Genomic DNA, 26,896 nt, shown 5'->3' on the forward strand with positions numbered 1-26,896 from the left:
GGCGCGCCGTGGTGCGCCGCTGCCCGGTCGCGGGGCATGAGCCCCGCCCACGGGGGTACGCGAGGGGATCAGGGTACGTGTCGGACACAGGAGGCAGCGCCATGACCGATCGTGATCGGCGATCGCCGCTGGAGGAGAGCCCGGAGGCGGCTTCCGCGGTGGACGACGACAGCACCGTCCCACAGCTGCGGACCGGGGGCGGCCCGGACCGGGACACCCCGACCTTCGCCGAACCCCGCGACCGGCCGGCCGACCTCGCGCCGGACACCGACGACCTGCTCGGCGATCCGTACGCGGCGGGCACCGGCGCGACCGGAACGGGGACCGGCGCCGGTGGGGACAACATCCGGACCGGCGCAGAGCAGCCCTGGGAGCCGGAGGATCTGGTGATGGCCCGCGGGCAGGACCTCACCCCGGAGAACCTGGACAAGGCCCGCCGCGATCTGGCCGAGCACGGCAGAGCGGCCATCGAACGCACCGTGCCCTGAAATCCGGAGCACACGGGGTGGGTCCCCGGCCCGACCGTGACGGTCGGACCGGGGACCCGGGGGGACCTGCCGCCGGCAGTGCCTCACCTACTGCCGGCGGCGGGTGGTGCGGAAGCGACCCGGTCAGAGCGCCGGGTACGCGTTGCGCATCAGCTCCTGGAACTGTGCCGAGAACCAGGCGCCGGAGATCGGCGAGTTCGGCAGGGCACCCGTCGCGCTGTTGCCGTTGCGGGCGTTGCCGGTGTACGTCGGGTCGCACATCCGGTCGAAGCCCTTGCCCTCGTTGTTCGGGATCGCCTTGCTGGAGCCGTCCGACTCGCCCGGGGGCTTCACCCAGACGTACGCGTCGATGCCCGGCTCCGGGTTTGCCCGGGGCCGCTCGCCGAGGCCGGCGCCGGCCTGGTTGCACCAGTTGCCGGCGTGGATCCGACGGTCGATCCGACCACCGTTGACGTAGGTGTCCACGCTGGTCGTCGCGCCCGGCCCGGTGGGCCGCGCGGAGCCTCCCCACCCGTTGCGGGAGGTGTCGATCAGCATGCCGATGTTGGTGTCGAAGCCGACCGAGACCAGCTTCTGCCGGAACGCCTGAGCGAAGGACAGCTCGTCGACGTAGAAGTTCCAGTCGATCCACCGGGACTGCCGTACCGTCTGGCCGTTCACCGAGTCGGTGATCTTGACGTACGGCTCGCGCAGAGCCGAGTAGTTGGCGGTGTTGACGATGAAGCCGTGCACGTTCGCCACCGTGCTGCCGGAGGCGACTGCGGCGCTCTTGAGCATGTCAGCGGTGGGACCGAAGTTGCTGTCCCAGCCGATCCAGCCGTGGTGCGCGGCGTCGATGTAGTTGTAGACGTTGCCGAGCGGGCCCAACTTCGCCAGGGCGTAACCGACGCCGTTGACGTACGCGCCGTTGGCCTTGACCGTGTCGCACATCGTCGTACCGCCCGGCTGGCCCGAGGTGTTGGTCACCAGGTTCGGCAGCGAGTCGATCTCGATGATGTTGATGATGCGCAGGTTGCGGTACTTCGGATCGGCCTGGATCGCGGCGATCGGGTCGATGTACTCGGCCTTGTACCGCGGTAGGTCGTTCGGGCCGAGCTCTCCGTTGGAGGCGAGTGCGGCGCAGTCCCGACCGGGCAGGTTGTAGATCACGAACTGGATGTAGCCGGCACCCTGACGCAGCGCCTCATCCAGGTGGTTGCGCACCCCGAAAGCGCCGTTCGAGCTGCTGCCGGACGTGCCGTTGATGGCGGCGATCCGGTCCAGCCAGACGGCCGTCGGGTTGCTGGAGATCCGGCTGCCGCCGGCCTCGGCGTCCGCCTTGGCCTTCCACTCCGGGTTCACGTATCCGCGCACCCCGGCGTACGGGTTGTTCACCTTGCTGCCGGGTGGCGGCGGCGTCGTGGGGGGCGGCGTGGTCGGCGGCGGAGTCGTGGGCGGCGGGGTGGTCGGGGGCGGGGTGGTGGGCGGCGGGGTGGTCGGCGGCGTGGTGCCGCCGTTGCAGGCCACCCCGTTGAGGGTGAACGACGTGGGCCTGGGGTTGCTGCCACTCCACGCACCGTTGAAACCGAGGCTGGTCGACGCACCGGTGGCGAGGCTGCCGTTGTAGGACAGGCTGCGCGCGGTGACCTGACTGCCGGTCTGGGTGAACTCAGCCGACCAGCCCTGCTGCACCCGCTGGCTGGAGTTCGGGAAGGTCCAGCCGAGGGTCCAGCCGTTGAGCGGGTCGCCGACGTTCTTGAGGGTGATGCTCGCGGTGAAGCCACCGGGCCAGTCGTTCGTCGAGTAAGCGATGTCGCACTGCGTCGCGGCGTGCGCCACGGTGACCGGTATGGTCACCAACCCGCCGGCGACCAGGGCGCCCGCGCCAGCGAGCGCAAGGGCCCGGCGTTGGCCGGACAGCCTTCTCCACACATTCATGCCACTGATCTCCTTGGGCGAGACCGGGCTCGGGTACGGCCCGGCGAGACGGCCCGGTGGCGTCCTGTCAGGGACGGCCGCCGGCGCCAAACGGGGATGTCTTCGGGTTGCCCGACCCGGACGGGCGGTGGTGGTGGTGCTGAACGACCGGCGCCTCGCCGGTCGGTGGTTCGGCGGAATGTCGTCCGGCGAAGAACCGGATGCCCTCGACTCCCTGCCTGCGCGGTCTGGCTCCCCGAACCGCGTGCGCCGATTCTTGCATGGGAGCGCTTCCATGGCAATGGCTCGATGCGTTGGTCCTGCCGCGTTCCCGGACCCGAGTCGGACGATACCCCCGCAGTTGGTCCGAGCGGCATCAGCGGGACCGACACCGTCACTAGCGGATGCGGACGCCCGGCCGGGCACGGCGAGCGCGCAATGCGATGCAGAACCCGCAATGCCACGGCGCACCCGAGACGGCGTTTGGTGCGGCGAAAACGGCGTAGCACCTCTTTGCCTCATACCAACCGCAAAAGCAAAAACACGAATGTTTCCCTTCATAGGTCATGAAACGGTCTAACGTCGGTCGTAGCTCGGTTGTCGCCGGGCTCAGGACAACAGGGATGGAGTGACGCAGGTCATGGCTAAGAAGATGCTCGGGAAGGTCGTTGCGGGCGCCGCGCTCGGGGGCGCTTCGCTTCTGGTGTTCACGCCGGGGATCGCGTTCGCTGACGGTCACCACGACGACGGCAAGGTCTACGCCAAGCCGCACATCGTGAAGGCCGGCGACAAGGTCAAGCTCCTCGAGATCTGCCCGGATCGGCAGGAGCACGCGTACGTGTGGTCCAAGGTCACCGGCAAGGTCAAGCTCAAGCCGGCCGACGAGTACCGGGGCGACGACCGCGGGTGGTACGAGGAGGACGACTCCTACGACCACGACGACAAGGGCAAGGACGAGCACGGCAAGGACGACAAGGGCAAGGACGAGCACGGCAAGGACGACAAGGGCAAGGACGACAAGGGCAAGGACCACAAGGGCGAAGACGGCAAGGACAAGCCGCAGCCCCCTGCCAATGGTGGTCAGCCCGGTGGCCAGCCCGGCGGTCAGCCCGGCGGTCAGCCCGGTGGCCAGCCTGGCGGTCAGCCCGGCGGCCAGGGCGGCGGCGCGGCAGCCGACGCCTACGGCGACGAGGACAGCAAGGACTGGAAGGGCGAAGAGTACGGCCAGGACGAGTGGTCCAAGGACGAAGGCAAGAAGGACTGGGACTCGAAGGACCGCGGCGACGAGTACGACAAGGGCCACGGCGACGAGTACGGCAAGGACAAGGACAAGGACTGGGACTCCAAGGACCGCGGCGGCGACTACGACAAGGGCCACGGCGACGAGTACGGCAAGGACAAGGACAAGGACTGGGACTCCAAGGACCGCGGCGGCGACTACGACAAGGGCCACGGCGACGAGTACGGCAAGGACAAGGACAAGGACTGGGACTCCAAGGACCGCGGCGGCGACTACGGCAAGGACCGTGACGACGAGTACGGCTCCGACGAGTACGGCGACTACGGCAAGGACAAGGGCTGGGAGCGCGAGAAGGAGTTCGTCTACTACGGCGAGGCCAAGGTCGACAAGGACGCCCGTCCGGGTCGCTACGAGCTCAAGGGCTCGTGCGGCGAGGGTGAGCTCGTCGTCCTGCCCCACGGCTGGGTCGACGGTGGTGACGGTGGCGCCAGCACCGGCACTGACCGTGGCATGGCCACCGGTGGGGCGAGCCTGCTCGGCGCTGCCGCGCTGGGTGGGATCGTACTGATGCGTCGTCGGCGGACCGATGGTTCGCTCGTCTGACGTGACGACGACACGGGCCGGCGGCCGTCACGGGAAACCGTGGCGTGCCGCCGGCGCGGCCGTCGTCGTCACCCTGGCCATGATCGGTGCCGGCATGATCGGCGCCTCGCTGAAGACCACGCCCGCTGCCCGCCCGCCGCAACCGCTGGCCCAGGCCGGTCCCGAGGTCACCGGACCGGCGGTCGACGCCGACGCCCCGTCGGTCGACGGCGACGTGCCGGCCGGACTGGCCCGCTCGGCACCGACCAGTATCGAGATCCCCCGGATCGGCGTTCAGGCGACGATCATGTCGTTGGGCACCAACCCGGACGGCACCGTCCAGGTTCCCCCGCTGGACAAGGCCGACCAGGCCGGCTGGTACGAGCCGGGGGCGAGCCCCGGTGAGACCGGCAACTCGGTCATCGTCGGGCACGTGGACTCGGCGATGCTCGGCCCGGCCGTCTTCTTCGACCTCGGCTCGCTCGTGCCGGGTGACACGATCACCGTGCGGCGGGCGGACGGCAAACCGGTCGGCTTCCGGGTCGACTCGGTGAAGTCGTACCCGAAGACGACCTTCCCCACCGAGTTGGTGTACGGCCCGAACGACCGCCCGGGTCTGCGGGTGGTGACCTGCGGCGGTCAGTTCGACGAGACCGTCAAGAGCTACCCGGACAACGTGGTCGTCTTCGCCAGCCTGGTGGTGTGACCGACCCGCCAACACGGACGCGGTCCGGCCGGTCGGGTGTGACTCCGACCGGCCGGACCGCGTCCGGCGTGGCGATTTTCAGGCTGCGGCGGAGGTCCGCACCAGGGTACGGATCTGGCGCAGCAGCACGGACAGGGCGGCGAGATCCGCCCTCGACTCGTCGAACTCCCCCATGGCTCGGCGGGCCCGGTGGATCGAGGTGGCGTTCGACTGCTCCCACTGCTGCACCCGCTCGTGTGGCGGCAGCTCGTCCGGGGTCGAGTCGAGCACCTCGGCGGTGAGCGCGGCCAGCGCGGCGTACAGGTCGTAGCGCAGCGCCATCCGGGCCAGCGTCTGCCAGCGGTCCTCCCGCGGCAGCAGGGAGATCTTCGACAACAGCGAGTCCACCCGGAACAGGTCGGAGAGCACGAAGTAGACCGAGGCCACCTCGCTGACGTCCCGTCCGCTGCGGGTCGCGGTCTCGACCACGTCCATCAGGCCGAAGCTGTACATGAGTCGCGTGGCCTGCTCCGCCAGTGCCCGGGGCAGCCCACGCTCCGTCATGGAGTCCACGTGCGCCGCGATGGCCTGCCGTTCGGTGCCGTAGAACAGCTCCTCCAGCCCCGGCAGGAGCCGGGCGACCCCGTCACGCAGCCGGGCGATCTCGGCCGGCACGTCGATCGGTGAGCGCCGGTTGGAGACCAACCACCGCACCGCACGGTCGAGCAGCCGCCGGGTGTCCAGGTAGACGCTGGTCTGCAGCTCCGGCGCGACCTTGTTGTCCAGCGCCTCGACCGCGTCCCACAGCTCGCGCAGACCGAACACCTCGCTGACCACCACGTACGCCCGGATCACGTCCGCCGCGCTGGCCGCGGTCTCCTCGACCACCCGGAAGATGAACGAGATGCCGCCCCGGTTGACCGCCTCGTTGACCAGCACGGTGGTGACGATCTCGCGGCGCAACCGTTGCCGGCCCATCCGGTCGGCGAACCGCTCGCGCATCGGTGTCGGGAAGTAGTTGACCAGGACGTCGGTCGTCCACTCCTCTTCGGAAAGCCCGTCGGTGAGGATCTCCCGTTCGAGGACGATCTTCACGTACGCGAGCAGCACCGCGAACTCCGGTGCACTCAGCCCGGACTCGCTGCGGACCGCCAGCTCCTCGTCCGGCGGCAACGCCTCCAGTGCCCGGTCCAACGCGCCCGAACGCTCGAGGTCATTGATCATCCGTCGGTGCACCGGGAGCAGCGAGGCGGCCTGGGCCTGGGCGTTGTTGATCGCCCGGGCCTGGTCGTAGTTGTCCCGCAGCACCAGCTCCGCGACCTCGTCGGTCATCCCGGCCAGCAGCTCGTCCCGGTCGGCCGTGGTCAGCTCCCCGTCGGCGACGGCGGTGTTCAGCAGGATCTTGATGTTCACCTCGTGGTCGGAGGTGTCCACCCCGGCCGCGTTGTCGATGAAGTCGGTGTAGATCCGGCCACCGGTCAACGCGTACTCGATGCGGCCGAGCTGGGTCCAGCCCAGGTTGCCGCCCTCGCCCGCCACCCTGCAGCGCAGGTTGCGCCCGTCCACCCGGATCGCGTCGTTGGACTTGTCGCCGACCTCGGCGTTGGTCTGGCTGGACGCCTTGACGTAGGTGCCGATGCCGCCATTCCAGAACAGGTCCACCGGCGCGGTGACGATCGCCTTCATCAGCTCCTGTGGCGAGAGCTGCGTGACGTCGCCGTCCAGGCCGATCGCCGCCCGGACCTGCGGCGTGATCGGGATGGACTTGGCGGTACGCGGATAGATGCCGCCACCGGCCGAGATCAGCTCCGGGTTGTAGTCCTCCCAGGACGATCGGGTCAGGTCGAACAGCCGTCTGCGCTCGGCGTACGAGGTGGCCGCCTCCGGGGTCGGGTCCAGGAAGATGTGCCGGTGGTCGAAGGCGGCCACCAGCCGGATGTGCTCCGAGAGCAACATCCCGTTGCCGAAGACGTCGCCGGACATGTCGCCGACGCCGACGACGGTGAAGTCCTGCGTCTGGGTGTCCAGGCCCACCTCCCGGAAGTGCCGCTTGACCGACTCCCAGGCGCCTCGGGCGGTGATGCCCATCTTCTTGTGGTCGTAACCGGCCGAACCGCCGGAGGCGAACGCGTCGCCCATCCAGAAGTTGTGGGCCTTGGAGATCTCATTGGCGATGTCGGAGAACGTCGCGGTGCCCTTGTCCGCCGCCACCACCAGGTACGGGTCGTCACCGTCGTGCCGCACCACGTCCTCGGGCGGGACGATCTGCCCGCTGGCGATGTTGTCGGTGACGTCGAGCATCGCGCCGACGAACTCCTGGTAGCAGGCGACCGCCTCGTCCCGGTCGCCCGGCTTCTGCTTCAACACGAAGCCACCCTTGGCGCCCACCGGCACGATGACGGTGTTCTTCACCATCTGCGCCTTGACCAGGCCGAGCACCTCGGTACGGAAGTCTTCCCGCCGGTCGGACCAGCGCAGCCCGCCCCGGGCCACCGGCCCGAACCGCAGGTGCACACCCTCGAACCGGGGCGAGTAGACGAAGATCTCGAACTTCGGTCGTGGCGCCGGCAGGTCCGGAATGGCCTGCGGGTCGAGCTTGAACGCCACGTACGCCTTCGGCCGCCCGTCGGCACCCTTCTGGTAGAAGCTGGTCCGCAGAGTGGCCTCGATCAGCGTCAGGTAGGAGCGCAGGATCCTGTCCTGGTCGAGGCTGGCCACGTCGTCCAGCCCGCCCCGGATCGTCTCCACCAGCTCACCGCTGCGCTGCTGACGCTGCTCGACGCTCAGCTCGCCCGGCGCGAACCGCGTCTCGAAGAGCTCCACCAGCAGCGCGGCGAGCTTCGGGTACGCGATGAACGTCTGCTCCATGTAGTCCTGCGAGAAGACCGTGCCGGCCTGCCGCAGGTACTTCGCGTACGCCCGCAGCACCACCACCTGCCGCCAGGTGAGCCCACCGCGCAGCACCAGCTCGTTGAACCGGTCCACCTCGGCCTCGCCACGCCAGGCCGCCGCGAAGGCGTTCTCCACGTGCGGGCGCACCTCGGACAGCTCGTGGTGCCCCTCGGACAGCCGCAGACCGAAGTCGTACAGGTAGACGCGACCGTCGATCCGGTCCACCTCGTACGGGTGTTCGTCGACGACCCGGACACCGAGCGAGTGCAGCACCGGCAGCACGGCGGAGAGCATCATCGGCTCGCCGTACCGGTAGACCTTGAACCGGACGTCCATCGTCTCGGCCAGGTCCGCTCCGGGCACGCGCGTGCCCGGGCGGGGCGCGAGCTGCTTACGGAACAGGTGCATCTCCAGCTGACCGGGCTCCTCCAGCAGCTCCAGCTTGGCCAGGTCCTTCATCGCCTCGTACGGCGTGTGCCCGTCCTTGTAGCCCTCCGGGAACGCGTCGGCGTACCGGGTGAAGAGGTGTTTGGCCTGCTCGTCGCCGAGCTTGCGCTCCAACACCAGCCGGTAGTCGTCGTCCCAGAGTCGGGTCGCGTCGGCCAGCTCCTCGGCGAGCAGGTCGGCGTCGATGTCTCCGGGCGGCCTGGTCGGGTCGGTGCGGACGATGAAGTGGACCCGGGCCAGCATCGACTCGGTCACCCGGGTGGTGTAGTCCACCCCGACGCCGTTCAGCTCCCGCAGCAGGATGTCCTGCATCCGTAGCCGGTTCTGCGTGGTGAACCGGTCCCGGGGCAGGTAGATCAGGCAGGAGATGAACCTGCCGTACGCGTCGCGCCGCAGGAAGACCCGCAGCTGCCGCCGGCCGGCCATCCGTAGCACGCCGATCACCGCGTGGTACAGGTCGTCGGTCTTGATCTGGAACAGCTCGTCGCGTGGGTAGGTCTCCAGGATCTGGAGCAGGTCCTTGCCGGAGTGGCTTCGCCGGCTCAGGCCGGAGCGGTCCAGCACCTCGGCGACCTTACGGCGTACGACCGGCAACTCCCGCACACTGGTCCGGTAGGCGGCCGTGGAGAACAGGCCCAGGAAGCGCCGTTCGCCGATCACCTCGCCGGCCTCGTTGAAGATCTTGAAGCCGAGGTAGTCCAGGTACGCCGAGCGGTGCACGGTGGCCCGCGAGTTGGCCTTCGTGATGATGAGCAGGCGCTTCTCCAGCACCTTCTCGTGGGCCTCCGGGTTCATCGACGACAGCGACCGGGCGTCGGGCGAATCCGACCGGAGGATGCCCAGACCCGTTCCGAGCACCGCCTCCAGCGCCTTGCCGTCGACCAGGTCCGCGTCGTCCCCACCGGGGGCGTCCACCAACCGGTACTCGCGGTAGCCGAGGAAGGTGAAGTGGTCCTGGGCGAGCCAGCGCAGCAGCTCCACCGAGTCGGTGATGTCCTTCTCCGGCACCGGCGGACGGTTGTCCGAGGTGCGGGCCGAGGCCAGTTCGTCGGCGAGCGCGAGGGCCCGCTGACGCATCTTCGGCCAGTCCTCCACCGCTTCCCGTACGTCGGTGAGCACCCGCTGCAGCTCGCGGCGCAGCCGTTCCCGCTCGGCCGCGTCCCGGACCGGGTCGATCTCGACCCGCATCCAGCTCTCGATGATGTCCCCGGCGATCGCGTCGTCCGGTTCCACGTCCGCGGAGACCTCGGTGAGCCGGCCCAGCGGTTCGCGCCGGACCACCACCAGCGGGTGCACCAGCAGGTGCACATCCAGGTGGTACGAGTTGAGCAGCGCGGTCACCGAGTCCACCAGGAAGGGCATGTCGTCGGTGACGATCTCGACGACCGTGTGGTGCTGGTCCGCGTGCGGTTCGTGGATCCGCAGCTTGAGCTCGCCCGGCACCCGTTGTTGGGCGAGGTCCCGGTGCGCGCGTGCCGCGTCGAGCATCTCCTCCGCCGTGAAGCCGACCAGCTCCTCGTCCGGGGCGAACCGCCAGAAGCGGCCCACCAGGGTCGCGGCGTCGTGATCGTCTCCGGCGAGCGCGACGGCCTGGGCCACCAGGCGCTCCGCGTTGGGGACCGGCTCGTCGAGCTCGGCGTCCTCCACGTCGTCGGTCAACGCCTCTGTGGGCAGGCCCAGATCGTAGATCGTGTCGATGCTCGACCCGGTCAGCCCGGTCACTCCCGTGTCGAGTCGGCCGTAGCCGTCCCCGTCGGTCGCCGAATCGAAACTGTCGTCGTCCCGGCCAGAGTCATCCTGCCGGAGGTCGGGTTCCGGTTTGATCGCCGGACGCCGGTCCATCGGTGCCACTCCCCTCGACCCACCGCGTTGTGGGTCAGTCTGCCCAAGCCTAGGCCCTACCGCTCTGCACGATCGTCGGCGGACCACCGGCCGGACGTCCGGATCGGGACTCTGTCCTTTCACCCGTTGCGGGTCACGAGGTTGGCCGGTTGCCGGATACCCCGCCACGCGATGTTCATCACACCGATGCGGTCCGTCTTCCGCACGTCGCAGCCCACCACGGGACGTTGGGGACACCCTTCTCGTACTACCGTGCAGGGCAGTCCGAGATCGGAAGGACCCGCTCCATGCCTCTGTCGTACCCCCGGCCCCAACGGCCGAACCGCACCCGCCGGCTGGTCGCCGCCCTCAGCGCGACCCTGCTCACCGCCGTCGTCCTGACCGCCTGCTCTGCCGACGACGGGCCGCGGCGCAGTCTCGACGCCTTCCTGGCCGGCTGGCGCAGTGGCGACCTCCGGGCCGTCGGCCTGGTCGACACGACGGGCGCCACCACGCTGCCGGCGGCCGACGTGAGCCGTGAGATCAAGGAGCTGTCCGGCGATCTGGCGGATACCCCGCCCGCGCTGACGCGCCGGGGTGAGCCGAAGGTCACCGCCGACGTCGCGACCGCGACCGTGCACGTGACGTGGACCCTGCCCGGTCAGACCCCCTGGGAGTACGACCGGGAGGTGCGGCTCGCCCGCAACGACGACCAGTGGCAGGTGATCTGGGAGCCCACGGTGGTGCACGAGAAGCTCACCAGGGGCGACCGGATGACGGTGCGCCGCGACACCGGCCCCCGGGCCGGGCTACTGGACTCCGCCGGGCAGCCGATCGTGGCTCCCCGGTCGGTGGTCCGGGTGGGCGTGCAGCCCAGCGAGGTCACCGACATCAAGAAACTGGTCAAGGACCTGGACGGGGCCTTCAAGGCGATCCGTCCGGCGTTGGTCCCCGCGGTCGACCTGGCCGACCTGCCCGAGCGGGTGGCGAAGGCCGAGCCGGGCGCGTTCGTCGAGGTGGTGACACTGCGCGACGAGGCGTACCGGCAGATCAAACCACGGATCTACGACCTGCCCGGCACCAAGTTCATCTCCGACAAGCTCGACCTGGCGCCGACCCGGGAGTTCGCCCGGGCGCTGCTCGGCACCGTCGACCCGGCGCAGGCCGACGACCTCGCCGCGCACCCCGACCGGTACGTCGCCGGCGACCTGGTCGGGCACGGCGGTCTGCAGGGCCGCTACGACGAGCAGCTGCGCGGCGGTCCCGGGCTGACCGTGCTGGTCGAGCGCCCCGCGGGGGACGGCAAACTGGCGCCCACCGGCACCGAGTTGTTCCGCCGGGAGCCGCAGCCCGGGCGGGCGCTGAAGACGACGCTGGACGTGACGGCCCAGAACGCGGCCGACGGGGCCCTACGCGCGGAGCCGCGCCGGGCCGCCCTGGTGGCGGTGCGGGTCAGCGACGGTGCGGTGCTCGCCGCGGCGAACGGCCCCGGGCCGGCCGGGGAGAATCTGGCCTTCGCCGCGCAGGTGCCGCCGGGCTCCACGTTCAAGATGGTCAGCGCGTTGGGCCTGCTGGACCGGGGCGCCGTCACCCTGGACGGGCCGGTGGACTGCAAGAAGACCTTCACCGTCGACGGCCGGTCCTTCAAGAATTCGGACAACTTCGAACTCGGATCGGTGCCGTTCCGCACCGACTTCGCCAAATCCTGCAACACCGCGTTCGCGGCGCTGGCGCCGAAACTCGGGGGCGACGGGCTGGCCGCCGCCGGCCGTTCGCTGGGTCTGGAGGGTCAGTGGGATCTCGGCGTGGACGCGTTCACCGGCAAGGTTTCGGCGGGCGGCAGCCCGGCCGAGCAGGCCGCCGCCTCGTTCGGGCAGGGCACCACGCTGGTCAGCCCGCTGGCCATGGCCGGTGCCACCGCGGCGGTGGCCCGGGGCCGGTTCGAGCAGCCGAAGCTGTTGCTCGATCCGGCGCCGGCCAAGCCGGCAGGGGCGGGCGAGCAGCTCAAGCCGGAGTCGGTCGCCGCACTGCGCACCATGATGCGCGAGGTGGTCACCACCGGCACCGGCAGCGCGCTCAAGGATGTGCCCGGCGGCGAGGTCTATGGCAAGACCGGCACCGCCGAGTACGACGACAACCCGGCCCACACGCACGCCTGGTTCGTCGGCTGGCGGGGTGATGTGGCGTTCGCGGTCTTCGTCGAGAAGGGTGGCGCCAGCACCGCCTCGGCCGTTCCGATCGCCGAGCGCTTCCTGCGGGCGCTGCCGGCCCGCTGAGACACCCCGCCGCCCCCGCGTGGGCCGTGATCGGGCGCGCGCGGGGCGGGTCAGGCGGTGTCCGCGTCGGGGTGGTCGGTGGGGGTGGGCTGGTCCTGACCGTTCGGTGCGGCTCGCCGCAGGAGACCCGGGCCGGCCGACGCGGGCGGACCGACCGGTTCGCGCTCGACCGAGGCCGAGGCCGGACCAACGACCGGAGCCGGACCAACGACCACGGCCGGATCAACGACCACGGCCGGATCGACAGCCAGAGCCGGGCCGGCAGCCGAAGCCGGACCAATGGCCGGTTCCGGGTGGACCGACCTGAGGACGCCGAGCGGCTCTGACTGGACCGGGGCTTCGGTGGCCGCCTGCCCCGCCGACGGACGGGAGCCGGCGGGATCGGCGAACTGCGCCCCGTCGCCGGTCACGGGTCGGAGACCGCCGGGCCGCTCGGCGGCGACCGTGGGCCGGCTGGTGCCGCGCCGCGGGGTGGGGGTGGCCGGCCGGGCCGACAGCAGTCGGGGTGGCACCGCCTCCGGGGCGGTGACCGGGGCCAGCCCAGCGACCACGGTATTGACGATCTCTGCGGCGTAGGAGCCGTCCGGGTCGTAGTCGGGGTCGAAGACGGTCAACTCGACGCCGAGACAGTGCGGAGTGTCGACCAGGCCGGCGAGCAGGATCTCCAGCTCGGCGAAGGCGATCCCACCCGGGTCCGGCGCATCCACGGCGGGCATCACCGCCGGGTCGAGGACGTCCACGTCGATGTGCACCCAGTAGCCCGCGCAGTCGGCGAGCTGCTCGTGCGCCCACTGGGCCGTCCGGGCGGCGCCCTCGGCCCGCAGCGCCGGCACCGGCCGGGTGATGATCCCGGCTGCCTGGAGGTCGAGGCGGTACTCGTCCTGGGCGCGGATGCCGAGCACCACCACGTCGATGTCACGGAAGTAGGGCCGGCGCCCCTCCAGCGCGGCCAGGTCGGCCTGCCCCCGCCCGGTGACCAGGGCCAGGTCCTCGCCGGCCGCCGCGCCCACGTAGGAGGCGTTGCCCGGGTGGCGGAAGTCGGAGTGCCCGTCCACGAAGACCAGCCCGATCCGACCGCCGACCGCCTCGCCGAGGCGGTGCATCGCCAGCGCGGAGCCGAGCAGCACCGAACAGTCGCCGCCCAGCACCACCGGGAACTCGCCGCGGTCGATGATCGAGCCGATCCGCTCGGCGAGCGCCAGCGAGTAGTCGGCGATCTCCCGGGCGTGGCACACCCCGTCGCCGGGCCGCCAGTCGCCCGGGTCGTAGCGTGGTGGGGTGACACAGCCGGCGTCACGGGCCCGCAGCCGGGCCAGCAGGTCGTGGTCCCGCAGCGCACCGGGCGCCTTGGCGCAGCCCGGCACCGACGTGGACGTCGGCGGCCGCAGACCGAGATTTGTCGGCGCGTCGAGGACGGCGATCCGGCGCATCACGAGCTCCCGTCCTCGGTGGTCGGGCGGGCCGGCCGGAACGCCGGCCCGCGCTGGCGTGCTGGAACTCAGAACAGGGCGCTGGCCAGTGCCCGGCGCGCCGAGGCGACCGCCGGATCGTCCGGGCCTGCGATGGTGAACAGCGAGACCAGGTGCTGTCGTGCCGTCTCGCGGTCCTCGCCGGCGGTGCGCCGCACCAGGCCGACCAGCCGGGCGTACGCCTGCTCGGCCAGACCGCTGAGCACCTCGATGTCGGCGGCCAGCAACTGGGCGGCCACGTCGTCTGGGGCGCTCTCGGCGGCGGCCAGCGCGGCGGCCGGATCGGCGCCGGCGACCCGCCGGGCCACGCCGACCTGGGCCAGACCCGCCTCTGCCGCAGCGTCCGCCGGGGCGTCGGCCAGGATCTTGCGGTACGCCCGCTCGGCGGCGTCGAGGTCGCCGCTCATCAGCGCGTCGTCCGCCTCGTCGAGGCGCGGGTCCTCCGGCTCGGCGACGGTCACGCCACCGGCCTTGAGCACGGCCTGGATCCACTGACGCAGCTGCGCCTCGGGCACCACACCGGAGAAGGCGTCGATCGGCTGACCGCCGACCACCGCGTAGACCATCGGGATGCCCTGGACCCGGAACATCTGGGCGATCCGCGGGTTTTCCTGCACGTCGACCCGGGCGAGCACCCACGCGCCGCCGCTCTCGGCAGCCAGCCGCTCCAGCACCGGGGCGAACTCGTCGCTCTCCGGGAAGCCGGCCGCGCCGAAGAAGACGATGACCGGCATGGCCATCGACCGTTCGAGCACGTCGGCCTGGATGGTGGCTTCGGTGACGTCGACGATTCCGGCGTCACCGCCTGCGGTGGCTGCGCCGGGGGTGCCTGCGGACGGGCCGCCCTGCGGGGGTGTGCCGGGGCGGGTACTGGCTGGTGCGGGGCCGCGCAGCGTGCTGAGGTCGACCGCGCCGCGGGTGAAGATCGACGAGGTGATCCGTGGGTCGCTCATGGTTACCTAGTCTCGCACGTGAGCCCCGGATCTCAGCTCACCCACAACCCCGACGTTGCAACTCTCACGCCGCGCCCCAACCCCCGTGATCATGCACTTTCCGCCCCGGGGACGCGGCATGTGCCACGTCCCCGGGGCGGTACGTGCGAGATCACGGGGAGTGGGGTTCTAGAAGCGCGCGGGTTCGCGGTAGGTGCCCCACTCGGCACGCAGGGCGTCGCAGATCTCACCGAGGGTGGCCTCCATGCGGACCGCGTCGAGCATGGCCGGGACCATGTTCTGGTCGGTGCGGCTGACCTCCACCATCCGGGCGACGGCCGCCCGGACCGCCGGCTCGTCCCGGGCGCCCTTGCGCTCGGCGAGCACCCGGCGCTGCTCCACCTCCACCTCGTGCGAGATGCGCAGGATCTCCAACTCCTTGGCGACCGTGCCGGTGTGGCAGTTGACGCCGACGATCTTCTTGTCGCCCTTTTCGAGGGCCTGCTGGTAGACGAACGCCGACTCGGCGATGTGCCCGGTGAACCAGCCGTCCTCGATGCCCCGCAGGATGCCGGAGGTCATCGGGCCGATCTGGTGCGGGCCCTCGCCGCCGAGCTGCCTGATCCGGGCGAAGATCTCCTCCGCCTCGGCCTCGATCTTGTCGGTAAGCGCCTCGACGTACCAGGAGCCGCCGAGCGGGTCGGCCACGTTGACCACACCGGTCTCCTCCATCAGCACCTGCTGGGTACGCAGGGCGATCTCGGCGGACTCGTCGGTGGGCAGGGCCAGGGTCTCGTCCAACGCGTTGGTGTGCAGCGAGTTGGTCCCGCCGAGCACCGCGGCCAGTGCCTCGACGGCGGTGCGTACGACGTTGTTGACCGGCTGCTGGGCGGTCAGCGACACCCCGGCGGTCTGCGTGTGGAACCGCAGCCAGAGAGCCTTCTCGCTGGTGGCGCCGTAGACCTCGCGCAGCCAGCGGGCCCAGATCCGGCGGGCCGCGCGGAACTTGGCGATCTCCTCGAAGAAGTCGAGGTGCGAGTCGAAGAAGAAGCTCAGCCCCGGGGCGAAGACGTTGACGTCCAGGCCGCGCGAGAGGCCCAGCTCCACGTAACCGAACCCGTCGGCCAGGGTGTACGCCAGCTCCTGCGCGGCGGTCGAGCCGGCCTCGCGGATGTGGTAGCCGGAGACCGACAGCGGCTTGTAGCGCGGGATCTCCCGGGCGCAGTACTCCATCAGGTCGCCGATCAGGCGCAGGTGCGGCTCGGGGTCGAAGAGCCACTCCTTCTGCGCGATGTACTCCTTGAAGATGTCGGTCTGCAGGGTGCCGTCCAGCTTGGACAGGTCGGCGCCCTGACGCTCGGCGGCCACCAGGTACATGCAGAACACCGGCACCGCCGGGCCCGAGATGGTCATCGAGGTGGTGACGCCGGCCAGGTCGATGCCGTCGAAGAGCGCCGCCATGTCGGTGGCGGTGTCGATGGCGACGCCGCAGTGGCCCACCTCGCCGAGCGCCTGCGGGTCGTCCGAGTCGCGACCCATCAGGGTCGGCATGTCGAACGCGACCGAGAGGCCGCCGCCGCCGGCGCCGAGGATCATCTTGTAGCGCTCGTTGGTCTGCTGGGCGTTGCCGAAGCCTGCGAACTGCCGGATCGTCCAGGTCCGCCCGCGGTAGCCGGTCGGGTGCAGACCCCGGGTGTACGGGTACTCGCCCGGCCAACCGATCCGCTCGAAGCCCGGGTAGGCGGCACCCTCCGGTGGCCCGTAGACCGGGTCGACCGGCATCCCGGAGAGCGTGGTGAAGTCCGCGTCCCGCGTGCGCGCGGAGTCGTACCGGGCCTGCCAGCGTGCCCGTCCGGCGGCGATCTCGTCGGCGTCCATGCGCAGGGCTCCTCCTCGGGTCCTCGATTGCACATCGAGTGTAGAGCCCACACCTGAACGATCGCTAAGTCACGCCCTACCGGCGGGTAACCCGAACGGTCAGCCGGCCGGCGTCGCCGATCCGCCCATCTCCACGTCGTCGACCCGGATGTTGACCTCGTCGACCCGCAGCCCGTACGCCTCGACGGCCTCGGTGACCCGCGCCCGCACCTGGCCGGTCACCTCCGGCACCGGCCGGCCGGCCTGGATCACCAGCACCAGGTTGACCACGGCGGCATCCCCGGTCACGTGGGCCGAACAGCCTCGCCGGGCATCGCCCACCTGGTCCAGCCCGACCCGGTCGAGGACGGCGTTGAAGAACCGGGCCACATCCCCACCAAGCTCGGCGACCCCGGGCACCGCGCGGGCCGCCGCGACGGCGATCTTCTCGATCACCTCGTCGGAAACCTGCGTCGTCCCGCCAACCACCGCCGACGCCGCGGCCAGCTCCCGCGTCACCTCGTGATCCATACCCACTCCCTCCCTCGCCACCCACCACCCACACCCACACCCACGTTCCGCCCGCGCCGCGCCCCGCCGTCGCCGTCGCCGTCGCCGTCGCCGTAGGGAATATCGTCGTGGATGTAGATCAACTTGCGACGATACGCCCTAGATCGACGCGGCGGGGGGCGGGGGAAGGGGGCGGGGGTCAGCGAGCGAGCTGGGTGAGCAGGTCGTCCGCTGCCGCGTACGGGTCCAGCGCTCCCTCGGCCACCTTGGCGGCGAGCGTGCTCAGCTCCGTACCGTCGCGGAGGGAGCCGATCCGGGCGCGGAGCACGCCGAGCGCGATGGCCTCGACCTCGGCGGCGGCCCGCGCCTCCTGGCGGCGGCGCAGCTCGCCGTGCTCGACCAGCCAGCCCCGGTGCTTGTCGATCGCGGCGGCGATGTCGTCGATGCCCTCGCCCCGGGAGGCGACCGAGCGGACCACCTGCGGCCGCCACTGCCCCGGGCCGCGCTCACCGAGGGCGATCATGCCCTGGATGTCGCGGACGGTGGCGTCGACGCCGTCCCGGTCGGCCTTGTTGACCACGAACACGTCGGCGATCTCCAGGATGCCGGCCTTGACCGCCTGGATCGCGTCGCCCATACCGGGCGCGAGCAGCACCAGTGTGGTGTCGGCCAGCGAGGCGACCTCCACCTCGGCCTGCCCCACACCGACGGTCTCGACCAGCACCACGTCGCAGCCGGCGCCCTCCAGCACCCGGACCGCCTGCGGGGTCGCCGCGGCCAGCCCGCCGAGGTGCCCCCGACTCGACATGGACCGGATGTAGACGCCGGGATCGGTGGCGTGGTCCTGCATCCGCACCCGGTCACCGAGGATCGCGCCGCCGGTGAACGGGCTGGACGGGTCGACCGCCAGCACGCCGACCCGATGCCCGCGCGCCCGCAGCGCGCGAACCAGCTCGTTGGTGGTCGTCGACTTGCCCACCCCCGGCGAACCGGTCAGCCCGACCACCTGGGCCTGCCCGGCGTACGGCGCCAGCGCGGCCGCGATCTCCGGCAGCAGGGCGTCGCCGTTCTCCACCAGCGTGATCAGCCGGGCCACCGCGCGGGGGTCACCCGCGCGGGCCCGTTCGACCAGCAGCGGTACGTCCCGGCTGCGGCGCACCGACGAGGTGCCCGGCGCCGGAACGCGCTCGACCGCGTCGCTCACTGGACTCGGGCTGCGCTTTCCGGAACGTGGATGATCAGCGCGTCGCCCTGGCCGCCGCCGCCGCAGAGCGCCGCCGCGCCGGTGCCGCCGCCGCGCCGCTTCAGCTCCAGGGCGAGGGTGAGTACGAGACGCGCACCGGACATGCCGATCGGGTGGCCCAGCGCGATGGCGCCGCCGTTGACGTTGACCCGGTCCGGGTTGATGCCGAGGTCACGGGTGGACTGCACGCCGACCTGGGCGAACGCCTCGTTGATCTCGATGAGGTCCAGGTCGTTGACGCTCAGGCCGCCCTTCTTGAGGGCGTGGTTGATCGCGTTGGACGGCTGCGAGTGCAGGGAGTTGTCCGGGCCCGCCACGTTGCCGTGCGCGCCGATCTCGGCCAGCCAGGTCAGCCCCAGCTCCTTGGCCTTCGCCTTGCTCATCACGACCACCGCGGCGGCGCCGTCGGAGATCGGCGAGGAGCTGCCGGCGGTGATGGTGCCGTCCTTGGCGAAGGCGGGACGCAGCTTGGCCAGCGACTCGACGGTGGTGTCCGGGCGGATTCCCTCGTCCTCGCTGATCACCAGCGGGTCGCCCTTGCGCTGCGGAATCACCACCGGGGTGATCTCCTCGGCGAAGTGGCCGTTCTTCTGCGCGGCTGCGGCCCGCTGGTGGCTGGCCGCGGCGAAGGCGTCCTGCTCCTCGCGGGAGATGCCGTGCTTCGTGCCGATCCGCTCGGTCGACTCACCCATCGAGCAGCAGTCCCACGCGTCGCTGAGCCCGTCGTGCGCCATGTGGTCCTTGACCACCACGTCGCCGTACTTGTAGCCGGTGCGCTGGCCGAGCAGCAGGTGCGGGGCGTTGGTCATCGACTCCATGCCACCGGCCACCACGATGTCGAACTCACCGGCCCGGATCAGCTGGTCGGCCAGGGCGATGGCGTCCAGCCCGGACAGGCACACCTTGTTGATGGTCAGCGCCGGCACGGACATCGGTACGCCAGCCTCGACCGCCGCCTGCCGGGCCGGGATCTGGCCGGCACCGGCCTGGAGCACCTGACCCATGATCACGTACTGGACCTGGTCCGGGTTGACGCCGGCCCGCTCCAGCGCCGCCTTGATCGCGATCCCGCCGAGCTTCGTGGCTGGAAGGTCCTTGAGGTTGCCCAGCAGCCGGCCCATCGGGGTCCGCGCGCCGCTGACGATCACCGAAGCCATGCCTGCCTCCGAAGGGGTGCCGAGCTGTACGCCTTAACGATTGTTCGGTCAGACTAGCGCCATGGCCGAGAACTCCCCCGCCGAGCCCGGTGCGGACTACGTCACAGACATCGGGCTTCGCAAGATTGACCACGTCGGGATCGCCGTGGCCGACCTGGACACCGCGATCGACTTCTACCAGCGCAGCTTCGGAATGCGCTGCGTACACATCGAGACCAACGCCGAGCAGGGCGTCCGGGAAGCGATGCTGGCCGTCGGGCCGACCGCCGACGGCGGCCACGTGCAGTTGCTCGCCCCACTGACGCCGGAGTCGACGATCGCGAAGTTCCTGGACCGCAACGGGCCGGGCGTGCAGCAGGTCGCGTACACCGTGGTCGACATCGACGTGGCCTGCGCGGCGCTACGCGCCCGTGGGTTGCGGCTGCTCTACGACACCCCACGCCGCGGCACGGCCGACTCCCGGATCAACTTCGTACACCCCAGGGACGCCGGCGGCGTCCTCGTGGAACTCGTGGAACCCGCCCCCACCGCCCACTGACCCCCGGGCGCCCGTGGGCGCGAGATCCGCACAACGTCAGCGATGGTGCTGCCTCCTGCCTGCTGGAGGCAGCACGTTGCCGCCTCCGCGCTCCGCGGGGAAACGTCCGGCCGCACGTCAGTGCGCGGTTGGTGGCGTCGCCGGACACGTTCACGCATCGGCCGATGCAGTTTTTCACAGAGGACTTCCGGCTTTAGCTACCGTTCAGTAACGTCCCGGCTCACAGGAGCGCGACCGGTGCCGGATGTGTCGAATGCCGACATGGCGGTCGTGCCCACCGGCGCCGACGATGGCAGCACCCGGGGTCCGCGCGGGTGCGAACGAACCGGAGGTCACCGTGCAGGACATCCTCGAAGCGATCATGGCGGCGGAGGAATCGAGCGATCCGGACCGCGAGCTGGCTGGCGTCGCCGGGCTGCCCGTACCGGAGAGCTACCGGGGCGTGGTCGTCCGCGCCGAGGAGGCCCGGATGTTCGACGGCATGGCGGCCCGGGACAAGGATCCCCGTAAGGCGCTGCACGTGCAGGAGGTGCCGACACCGGAGCTCGGGCCGGGCGAGGCGCTGGTGGCGGTGATGGCCAGCGCGATCAACTACAACACGGTGTGGACCAGCATCTTCGAGCCGGTTTCCACCTTCAGGTTCCTCCAGCGCTACGGCCGGATCTCCGAGTTGACCCGCCGGCACGACCTGCCGTACCACGTGGTCGGCTCGGACGCGGCCGGCGTGGTGCTGCGCACCGGCCCCGGGGTGACCCGGTGGGCCGCCGGCGACGAGGTCGTCGCGCACTGCCTGTCAGTCGAACTGGAGGACGCGGCCGGTCACGACGACACCATGCTCGACCCGCAGCAACGGATCTGGGGCTTCGAGACGAACTTCGGGGGGCTCGCGGAGCTGGCCGTGGTCAAGGCCAACCAGCTGATGCCCAAGCCGCGGCACCTGAGCTGGGAGGAGGCGGCCAGTCCCGGGTTGGTCAACTCCACCGCTTACCGGCAGCTCGTCTCGCACCACGGGGCCAACATGAAGCAGGGCGACGTGGTGCTGATCTGGGGGGCCTCCGGCGGCCTCGGCGGGTACGCCACACAGATGGCACTGAACGGCGGCGCGATCCCGGTCTGCGTCGTCTCGTCGCCGGAGAAGGCCGACCTGTGTCGCCGGATGGGCGCGGAGCTGGTCATCGATCGGGCCGCAGAGGGTTTCCGGTTCTGGAAGGACGAGGAGACCCAGGACCCGGACGAGTGGAAGCGCCTGGGCGAACGGATCCGCGAGCTGACCGGGGGCGAGGACCCGGACATCGTCTTCGAGCACCCCGGGCGGGAGACCTTCGGCGCGAGTGTCTACGTCGCCCGGCGCGGCGGCACCATCGTCACCTGTGCCTCCACCAGCGGCTTCCAGCACCAGTACGACAACCGTTACCTGTGGATGCACCTCAAGCGGATCGTCGGCAGCCACTTCGCCAACTACCACGAGGCGTGGCAGGCCAACCGTCTGGTCGCGCTCGGCAAGGTGCACCCGACGGTGTCCCGCACCTATCCGCTGGAGCAGACCGGTCAGGCGGCGTACGAGGTGCACCGCAACGCCCACCAGGGCAAGGTCGGGGTGCGCTGCCTCGCCCCGGCCGACGGGCTGGGCGTACGCGACGGGGAGCTACGGGCACGGCACGAGGACGCGATCAACCGGTTCCGGGGGCACTGACCGGGCCGCCGGCCGGACGGACGAGCACCGGATGGCCATTGCGGTGAACGGCCATTGTTCTTTCAACTCCCATTTGTGGGATACCCGGCCGGATCGAACAAAGGGCCACGGGCGCACCCCGTGGCCCTTTTTCGCGTCACTCTCCGTGGCGCCCGACCCGCCCGGGACCTGCCAAGATCGCCGATTGGTCCGGCCTCACCGAGAGCGGGAGTTGACCATGTAAAGAGGGCACGAAAGCTTCGTACCGCTCTTGCGAAGCACCCTGGGGCGTCTGCCAGTATGTCCCAATGCCCCAGCAGCAGTCCTCCCCTCTCGCGTTCTTCGATAACGCGAACTCGCAGCCAGATTTCACCGTTGGCCTGCGCGGTTACAACACCCACCAGGTCGACGACTTCCTCGGCCGGATGACCGCCGCGCTGACCCAGTCCGAGCAGGCCCGTGCCGAGGCCGAGCAGCGGATGAACGACGCCCAGCGTCGCCTCCGCCAAGCCGAACAGCGCATGGGTGCGTTGGAGCAGAAGCTCACCGACACGAACAAGCAGCTCGAGGAGAACAGCCGGCCCACCCTCTCCGGGCTCGGCACCCGCGTCGAGCAGATCCTGCGGCTGGCCGAGGAGCAGGCCAACGACCACCGCAACGAGGCCAAGCGCGAGTCGGAGGGCATCCTCTCCGCTGCCCGACTCGAGGCCCGCGAGATCACCGACAAGGCTCGCGCCGAGGCCGCCGCGATGAAGGCCAGCGCCGAGCGCGAGGCCGGCAATCTGCGTACCGCCGCCGAACGTGAGGCCGCCGAGGTCCGGGTGCAGGCCCGCCGCGAGGCCGACACGCTGCGCGCCGACGCCGACCGCGAGACCAAGCAGCTGCGTACCGTCACCGCGCACGAGGTGGCCGAGCTGAAGTCGACCGTCGAGCGGGAGGTGGCCACCCTGCGGGCCACCGCCGAGCGGGAGATCACGCAGCACCGGTCGAAGGCCGCCCGGGAGGCCGAGGAGAAGCGCGCCGAGGCCACCAAGCTGCTCACCGACGCGCGGGACAAGCGCGACAAGGATCTTCAGGCCCTGGAGCTGCAGCTCGCCGAGCGTCGGGAGAAGGCCGAGCGCGAGGAGTCCGAGCGGCACGCCGCCCAGGTGTCGCAGACCCAGAAGATGGTCAGCGAGGCCGAGCAGCGGGCACGCGCCGCGCAGGAGCGCTCCAAGGAGATCGAGCAGCGCGCCGAGGCTCGGCGGGTCGAGTCGGAGCGCAGCGCCGCCGAGACGGTCGACAAGGCCAAGGCGCACTCCGAGAAGACGCTCAACGAGGCCAAGGCCGAGTCGCAGCGCCTGCTCAGCGAGGCCCGCACCGAGGCGGAGCTGACCACCCAGGCCGCCCGCCGCGAGGTCGATGACCTCACCCGGCAGAAGGACGCGGTCACCTCGCAGCTCGGTCAGATGCTCTCCGGGCTCGCCGGCATCGTTCCCGGCATGCCGGCGGCGGCCGCTCCGGCCGCCAAGCCGGAGGCCAAGAAGGCCGACGGCGGTCAGGAGCGGGTGACCGCGGAGACCGCCGGCTGATTCGAGGCGTCAGGTCGGGGCATCGACGGCGCGAGGTGACACTGGGTGACCGGTGTGACCTCGCGCCGTATGCGTTTCCCAGCCCTTGGCCCCCCGCGTTCCAAACCACGTGAAGTACGTCCCAGAAGGGGCGTCCGTATCGCCCCAGCAGGGGCCGATGCGTGTGAGGATGGGGGCATGTCGCACGGCGAGGAACTGTTCGCACTCGGCGGGGACGTGACCACGGAGCCCAGCTTCGAGTCCGCTCTGCGGGGGTACGAGAAGAAGCAGGTCGACCGGTACGTCGCACGTGCCGAGCACGAGATCGCGACCCTCGCCGGCGAACGGGAACAGGCGTACACACAGATCCACAAGCTCGCCGGCCAGGTCGAGGTGCTCCAGCGCGACCTGACCCAGGTGCGCAAGCAGATGAACGTGGTGGACCGCGCCTCGTTCCGGCACCTCGGCCCCCGCGTCGAGTCGATCCTCACCCTCGCCGAGGAGCAGGCCGAGTCGATCCTGTCCGCGGCGAACGAGGAGATCGAGGCCCGCCGCGCCGCCGCCGAGCACATCATCGAGGAGGCCCGCGGGCAGGCCGCACGGGCACTCAAGGACTTCGAGATCGCCCTCGCCGCACGGCGCGCCGAGGAGGAACGGCACAGCGCCACCCGGCGCGCCGAGGCCGACACGACCCTGCAGTCGGCCAAGGACGAGTCGGCGCAGCTGCGCAAGACGGCGCAGGACGCGCTGGCAAAGGCCCAGCAGGAGGCCACCCACCTGCGCGACACCGCCAAGGAGATCCACACCCGGGCGCAGCAGGAGTCGACCAAGCTGCGCGAGGCCGCCCGCGAGACGCTGGCCACCGCCCGGCAGGAGGCCGGCGAGCTGCGCGAGGCCGCCAAGGAGGTGCACGCCAAGGCCCTGCAGGAGGCCAAGCGGCTCACCGACACCGCGACGGAGGCCGGCCGGGCCACCCACGCCAAGGCGCAGCAGGAGGCCAAGCAGATCATCGACGACGCGTCGATGGCCGGCCGGGCGACGCGGGCGAAGGCCCAGCAGGAGGTCGAGCGGCTGATCACGCAGGCCACCGAGTCGGCCAAGCGCAGCCGCAGCGACACCGAGGCGTACGTGCAGCGGATGCGCAGCGAGACCGAGGCGTACGTGCAGCAGGCGCGGGCGCAGACCCAGCAGGAGCTGGGCGCCTGGCGGGCCGGCGTGGAGAAGGAGGTCAACTCCCGACGGGAGACGGCCGACCGGGAGCTGGCCCAGCGTCGCTCCAGCGCCGAGCAGGAGTTCGCCAAACGTCGCGACGACCTGGACAAGCAGCACAAGACCCGCCAGCAGGAGCTGGAGACCGGTTTCACCAGCCGCCAGGAGGAGCTGGAGACGACCTTCGGCACTCGCCAGGAGGAGCTGGAGACCGGCTTCACCACTCGCCGCGACGCACTGGAGACCAGTCACACCTCCCGCAAGGAAGAGCTGGAGACCGAGTACACCGCCCGCAAGAACGAGATCGAGCAGGGCGCCGACGCGATCCGCCAGGCGGCCGAGCAGGATGCGCTGACCATGCGCCAGCAGGCCGAGGAGAAGGCGGCTGAGGTGCTGAGTCGGGCCGAGACCGAGTCGGGCGACAAGCGCCGCAAAGCCGACGAGCACGTCGCGGCCTCGCGCCGCCAGTTCGAGGAGTACGCGGCCACCACGCAGCAGCACCTGGCCACCACGCAGCAGCACCTGGCGGCCACCCAGCAGGAGTCGGCTGCCGGCCGGCAGCAGCTCGCCCAGGTGATGCTGGAGATCGCTCAGGCCCAGCAGCAGCTCGCCGATCTGCGGCAGGAGACCTGGAAGTCCCGGCAGGAGTCCGACGACCTTCAGCGGCAACTGGTCGAACAGCGGCTGCAGACCGTTCCCGTCCCGACCGGCGCTGGGGCCACGAACGTGCCGGCCGCGACTGTCGGCGCGACCGCGACCGCACCCACCACAGGGGACGGCCCGACCGCCCCGGCCGCCGGAGAGGACGCGACCGCCCCGGCCGCCGGAGACGGCCCGACCGCCCCGGCCGCCGGAGGGGACGCCCCGAGCGCGCCCGCCACGGTGACCGCCGAGGCCACCCCGGCGGCCGCCGGAGCCGCCGCCAGCGGACTGAAGGCCGAGCCCGCCGATGCCCGGCAGCCGGCGAACGCCACGCCGGAGCCCGCCGGGCACTCCGCGAACCGGCCGGTCGGCGAGCCGGTGACGACCGTCGACGGCGGCACGGCCAGCGCCGGAGTGGATGGCGAGCCGACCGTGGCCGCCGTTCCGGGCGAGGGTGGCCGGGGCGCAAAGCCCACCAAGATCACCAGCACCGGCGAGAACGGCAAGCGGCCCACCAAGCCGACGACCGACGAGCGCAGCGCCAAGCCCAGCAAGGTCACCGTCGAGAAGGACTGACCGTGCCCGCCAACGAACCACGGCAATCTCGGACAGTTCCCGTTCGCGCGTAACGGAAACTGTCCAAGATCTGCAACGCGGTCAGGTCTGGTGGGTGGCGGCTCGGTGATCGGGCGTCGGATGCGACGGCCGGCCCTGCGTCCGCCAACCGACAAGCCACGCCGGAAAACCGGCCCAGGCATCCATTCCGGTGCCGGTCCCGAGCCCCCTGCGTGAGGTGGTGGTGCTCCTCCGCCAGGAGACCCGCTGACCGGCCCTCGGGTCAGTCGGCCCGGTTGGCGAGCGGGCCGGGGACGGGGGTGTCGGCGAACGACGCCACCGTCCGGTCGGCGTACGCGCTGACGTCACCGGTCTCGATCGGGCCGTCCCAGGTCGTCGGCAGCGGCACCGTGACCGCCGGGTTGACCCGACGGACGATCTCGTCGAGGACCGTCTCCGCGTCGCCGACCCAGAGATGCTTGGCGCCCGGCACCCCGACGACCTCGGCCTGCGGCACCGCGGCGAACCGCTCCCGGGCCTCCTCCGGGCGCAGGTAGTCGTCGAACTCGGGCACCAGTGCCGTGAGCGGTCGACCCGAGCCGGCCCAGGTCGCCAGGTCCTCGGGTGCCGAGAAGCGCAGCGGCGGGGAGAGCAGGATCGCTCCGGCGACCGCCGGGTCGCAGCCGTACTTGAGCGCCAGGTCGGTGCCGAACGACCAGCCGACCAGCCAGATGTTCGGCAGTTCGGCGAACTCCGCGTACTCGATGGCGGCGGCCACGTCGTACCGCTCGCCGACGGCCGTGTCGAAGGCTCCCTCGCTGGTGCCGCGCACGCTGCTGGTTCCCCTGGTGTTGAACCGGAGCACCGCCACGTCGGCCAGCGCGGGCAGCCGCCAGGCCGCCTTACGGAACACGTGGCTGTCCATCATTCCGCCGTGGGTGGGCAGCGGGTGCAGGCAGACCAGGGTGGCCACCGGCGGCCGGTCGGCCGGCAGGGCCAACTCGCCGACCAGCCGCAGACCATCGGCGGTGTGCAGCTCGATGTCCTCCCGACGGCCGGGCAGGATCGACGACGCGCGGATCGCTGTGCTCACCGGTCAAGTCTGTCGCGAACTCGCCGCCGCCGCCCGCCCGGACACGAACAGGGTGATCCAGGTCGCTAAGCCGCGACGCGAGGCGAGGCCGCCGGGCCGCGCCGCGCCGCGGCCGGGCCACGGCCGGGCCGCCAAGCGGCCG

At 71.1% G+C, this 26,896-nt stretch carries 16 protein-coding genes and 1 pseudogene; 8 read left to right on the forward strand and 9 right to left on the reverse strand.

From position 1 onward, the window contains the following. The first annotated feature begins 101 nt into the window (after positions 1–101). On the forward strand, positions 102–488 hold the full coding sequence (locus ACLJN9_RS13525) for a hypothetical protein (protein WP_410811594.1): 387 nt from the start codon (positions 102–104) through the stop codon (positions 486–488). 123 nt (positions 489–611) lie between these two features. Here ACLJN9_RS13525 and ACLJN9_RS13530 read toward each other — a convergent pair whose 3' ends face one another. Further along, positions 612–2,405: a glycoside hydrolase family 6 protein gene (locus ACLJN9_RS13530; RefSeq protein ID WP_410811595.1), complete on the reverse strand. Its 1,794-nt coding sequence runs from the start codon at positions 2,403–2,405 to the stop codon at positions 612–614. 619 nt (positions 2,406–3,024) lie between these two features. Between ACLJN9_RS13530 and ACLJN9_RS13535 the strand changes: the two genes are divergently transcribed. After that, entirely contained in the window at positions 3,025–4,227 is a 1,203-nt protein-coding gene (locus ACLJN9_RS13535) for a hypothetical protein (RefSeq protein WP_410811596.1), read from the forward strand. Position 4,228: 1 nt separating this feature from the next. Then, entirely contained in the window at positions 4,229–4,912 is a 684-nt protein-coding gene (locus ACLJN9_RS13540) for a class F sortase (protein ID WP_410811597.1), read from the forward strand. A 78-nt stretch (positions 4,913–4,990) separates the two neighbouring features. Here ACLJN9_RS13540 and ACLJN9_RS13545 read toward each other — a convergent pair whose 3' ends face one another. Next, positions 4,991–10,072 carry an NAD-glutamate dehydrogenase gene (locus tag ACLJN9_RS13545; protein ID WP_410811598.1) on the reverse strand — a complete coding sequence of 1,694 codons (5,082 nt, stop codon included), beginning with the start codon at positions 10,070–10,072 and terminating at the stop codon, positions 4,991–4,993. A gap of 287 nt (positions 10,073–10,359) precedes the next feature. Here ACLJN9_RS13545 and ACLJN9_RS13550 point away from each other — a divergent pair, with 287 nt between their 5' ends. Beyond that, positions 10,360–12,327 (forward strand): penicillin-binding transpeptidase domain-containing protein, encoded by a 1,968-nt coding sequence (locus ACLJN9_RS13550; protein ID WP_410811599.1) that lies wholly within the window; start codon positions 10,360–10,362, stop codon positions 12,325–12,327. 374 nt (positions 12,328–12,701) lie between these two features. On the opposite strand, the pseudogene ACLJN9_RS13555 reads toward ACLJN9_RS13550, so the two are convergent. From ACLJN9_RS13555 to ACLJN9_RS13580, 6 genes and pseudogenes are all read right to left on the reverse strand, one after another. Then, a pseudogene (locus tag ACLJN9_RS13555) lies at positions 12,702–13,760 on the reverse strand (arginase family protein); the annotation flags it as partial. Positions 13,761–13,825: 65 nt separating this feature from the next. Then, complete coding sequence (locus ACLJN9_RS13560; protein WP_410811600.1) at positions 13,826–14,749, reverse strand: tetratricopeptide repeat protein; 924 nt, start codon at positions 14,747–14,749, stop codon at positions 13,826–13,828. 168 nt (positions 14,750–14,917) lie between these two features. Beyond that, a complete protein-coding gene (locus ACLJN9_RS13565; protein ID WP_410811601.1) occupies positions 14,918–16,606 on the reverse strand; it encodes a methylmalonyl-CoA mutase in 1,689 nt (562 codons plus the stop codon). 99 nt (positions 16,607–16,705) lie between these two features. Further along, positions 16,706–17,116, reverse strand: coding sequence for an Asp23/Gls24 family envelope stress response protein (locus tag ACLJN9_RS13570; protein ID WP_410811602.1), 411 nt, complete (start codon positions 17,114–17,116; stop codon positions 16,706–16,708). Between the two features lie 178 nt (positions 17,117–17,294). Next, positions 17,295–18,299 (reverse strand): methylmalonyl Co-A mutase-associated GTPase MeaB, encoded by a 1,005-nt coding sequence (gene meaB, locus ACLJN9_RS13575; protein WP_410811603.1) that lies wholly within the window; start codon positions 18,297–18,299, stop codon positions 17,295–17,297. Then, positions 18,296–19,495 carry an acetyl-CoA C-acetyltransferase gene (locus ACLJN9_RS13580; RefSeq protein WP_410811604.1) on the reverse strand — a complete coding sequence of 400 codons (1,200 nt, stop codon included), beginning with the start codon at positions 19,493–19,495 and terminating at the stop codon, positions 18,296–18,298. Before ACLJN9_RS13580 ends, meaB begins: the two co-directional genes overlap by 4 nt. A gap of 61 nt (positions 19,496–19,556) precedes the next feature. Between ACLJN9_RS13580 and mce the strand changes: the two genes are divergently transcribed. From mce to ACLJN9_RS13600, 4 genes are all read left to right on the forward strand, one after another. Then, the gene (mce, locus tag ACLJN9_RS13585) at positions 19,557–20,033 is read left to right on the forward strand and encodes a methylmalonyl-CoA epimerase (RefSeq protein ID WP_410811605.1); all 477 of its coding nucleotides are present in this window, start codon (positions 19,557–19,559) and stop codon (positions 20,031–20,033) included. A gap of 337 nt (positions 20,034–20,370) precedes the next feature. Then, positions 20,371–21,726, forward strand: a complete 1,356-nt coding sequence (gene ccrA / locus ACLJN9_RS13590; RefSeq protein ID WP_410811983.1) for a crotonyl-CoA carboxylase/reductase — start codon at positions 20,371–20,373, stop codon at positions 21,724–21,726. 287 nt (positions 21,727–22,013) lie between these two features. After that, on the forward strand, positions 22,014–23,276 hold the full coding sequence (locus ACLJN9_RS13595; protein ID WP_410811606.1) for a DivIVA domain-containing protein: 1,263 nt from the start codon (positions 22,014–22,016) through the stop codon (positions 23,274–23,276). Positions 23,277–23,453: 177 nt separating this feature from the next. Beyond that, positions 23,454–25,682, forward strand: a complete 2,229-nt coding sequence (locus tag ACLJN9_RS13600; RefSeq protein WP_410811607.1) for a hypothetical protein — start codon at positions 23,454–23,456, stop codon at positions 25,680–25,682. Between the two features lie 262 nt (positions 25,683–25,944). On the opposite strand, the gene ACLJN9_RS13605 is transcribed toward ACLJN9_RS13600, so the two are convergent. Beyond that, complete coding sequence (locus tag ACLJN9_RS13605; RefSeq protein ID WP_410811608.1) at positions 25,945–26,754, reverse strand: alpha/beta hydrolase; 810 nt, start codon at positions 26,752–26,754, stop codon at positions 25,945–25,947. Between the last annotated feature and the right edge of the window lie 142 nt (positions 26,755–26,896).

Source organism: Micromonospora sp. 067-2, assembly GCF_046549295.1.
Lineage (GTDB): Bacteria > Actinomycetota > Actinomycetes > Mycobacteriales > Micromonosporaceae > Micromonospora.

Coding starts and splice junctions, on each gene's coding strand:
- ACLJN9_RS13550 (WP_410811599.1), top strand. CDS start 10,360: ATGCCTCTGTCGTACCCCCGGCCCCAACGGCCGAACCGCACCCGCCGG.
- ACLJN9_RS13560 (WP_410811600.1), bottom strand. CDS start 14,749: ATGAGCGACCCACGGATCACCTCGTCGATCTTCACCCGCGGCGCGGTC.
- ACLJN9_RS13580 (WP_410811604.1), bottom strand. CDS start 19,495: ATGGCTTCGGTGATCGTCAGCGGCGCGCGGACCCCGATGGGCCGGCTG.
- mce (WP_410811605.1), top strand. CDS start 19,557: ATGGCCGAGAACTCCCCCGCCGAGCCCGGTGCGGACTACGTCACAGAC.
- ACLJN9_RS13530 (WP_410811595.1), bottom strand. CDS start 2,405: ATGAATGTGTGGAGAAGGCTGTCCGGCCAACGCCGGGCCCTTGCGCTC.
- ACLJN9_RS13600 (WP_410811607.1), top strand. CDS start 23,454: ATGTCGCACGGCGAGGAACTGTTCGCACTCGGCGGGGACGTGACCACG.
- ACLJN9_RS13570 (WP_410811602.1), bottom strand. CDS start 17,116: ATGGATCACGAGGTGACGCGGGAGCTGGCCGCGGCGTCGGCGGTGGTT.
- ACLJN9_RS13535 (WP_410811596.1), top strand. CDS start 3,025: ATGGCTAAGAAGATGCTCGGGAAGGTCGTTGCGGGCGCCGCGCTCGGG.
- ACLJN9_RS13595 (WP_410811606.1), top strand. CDS start 22,014: ATGCCCCAGCAGCAGTCCTCCCCTCTCGCGTTCTTCGATAACGCGAAC.
- ACLJN9_RS13565 (WP_410811601.1), bottom strand. CDS start 16,606: ATGGACGCCGACGAGATCGCCGCCGGACGGGCACGCTGGCAGGCCCGG.
- ACLJN9_RS13545 (WP_410811598.1), bottom strand. CDS start 10,072: ATGGACCGGCGTCCGGCGATCAAACCGGAACCCGACCTCCGGCAGGAT.
- ACLJN9_RS13525 (WP_410811594.1), top strand. CDS start 102: ATGACCGATCGTGATCGGCGATCGCCGCTGGAGGAGAGCCCGGAGGCG.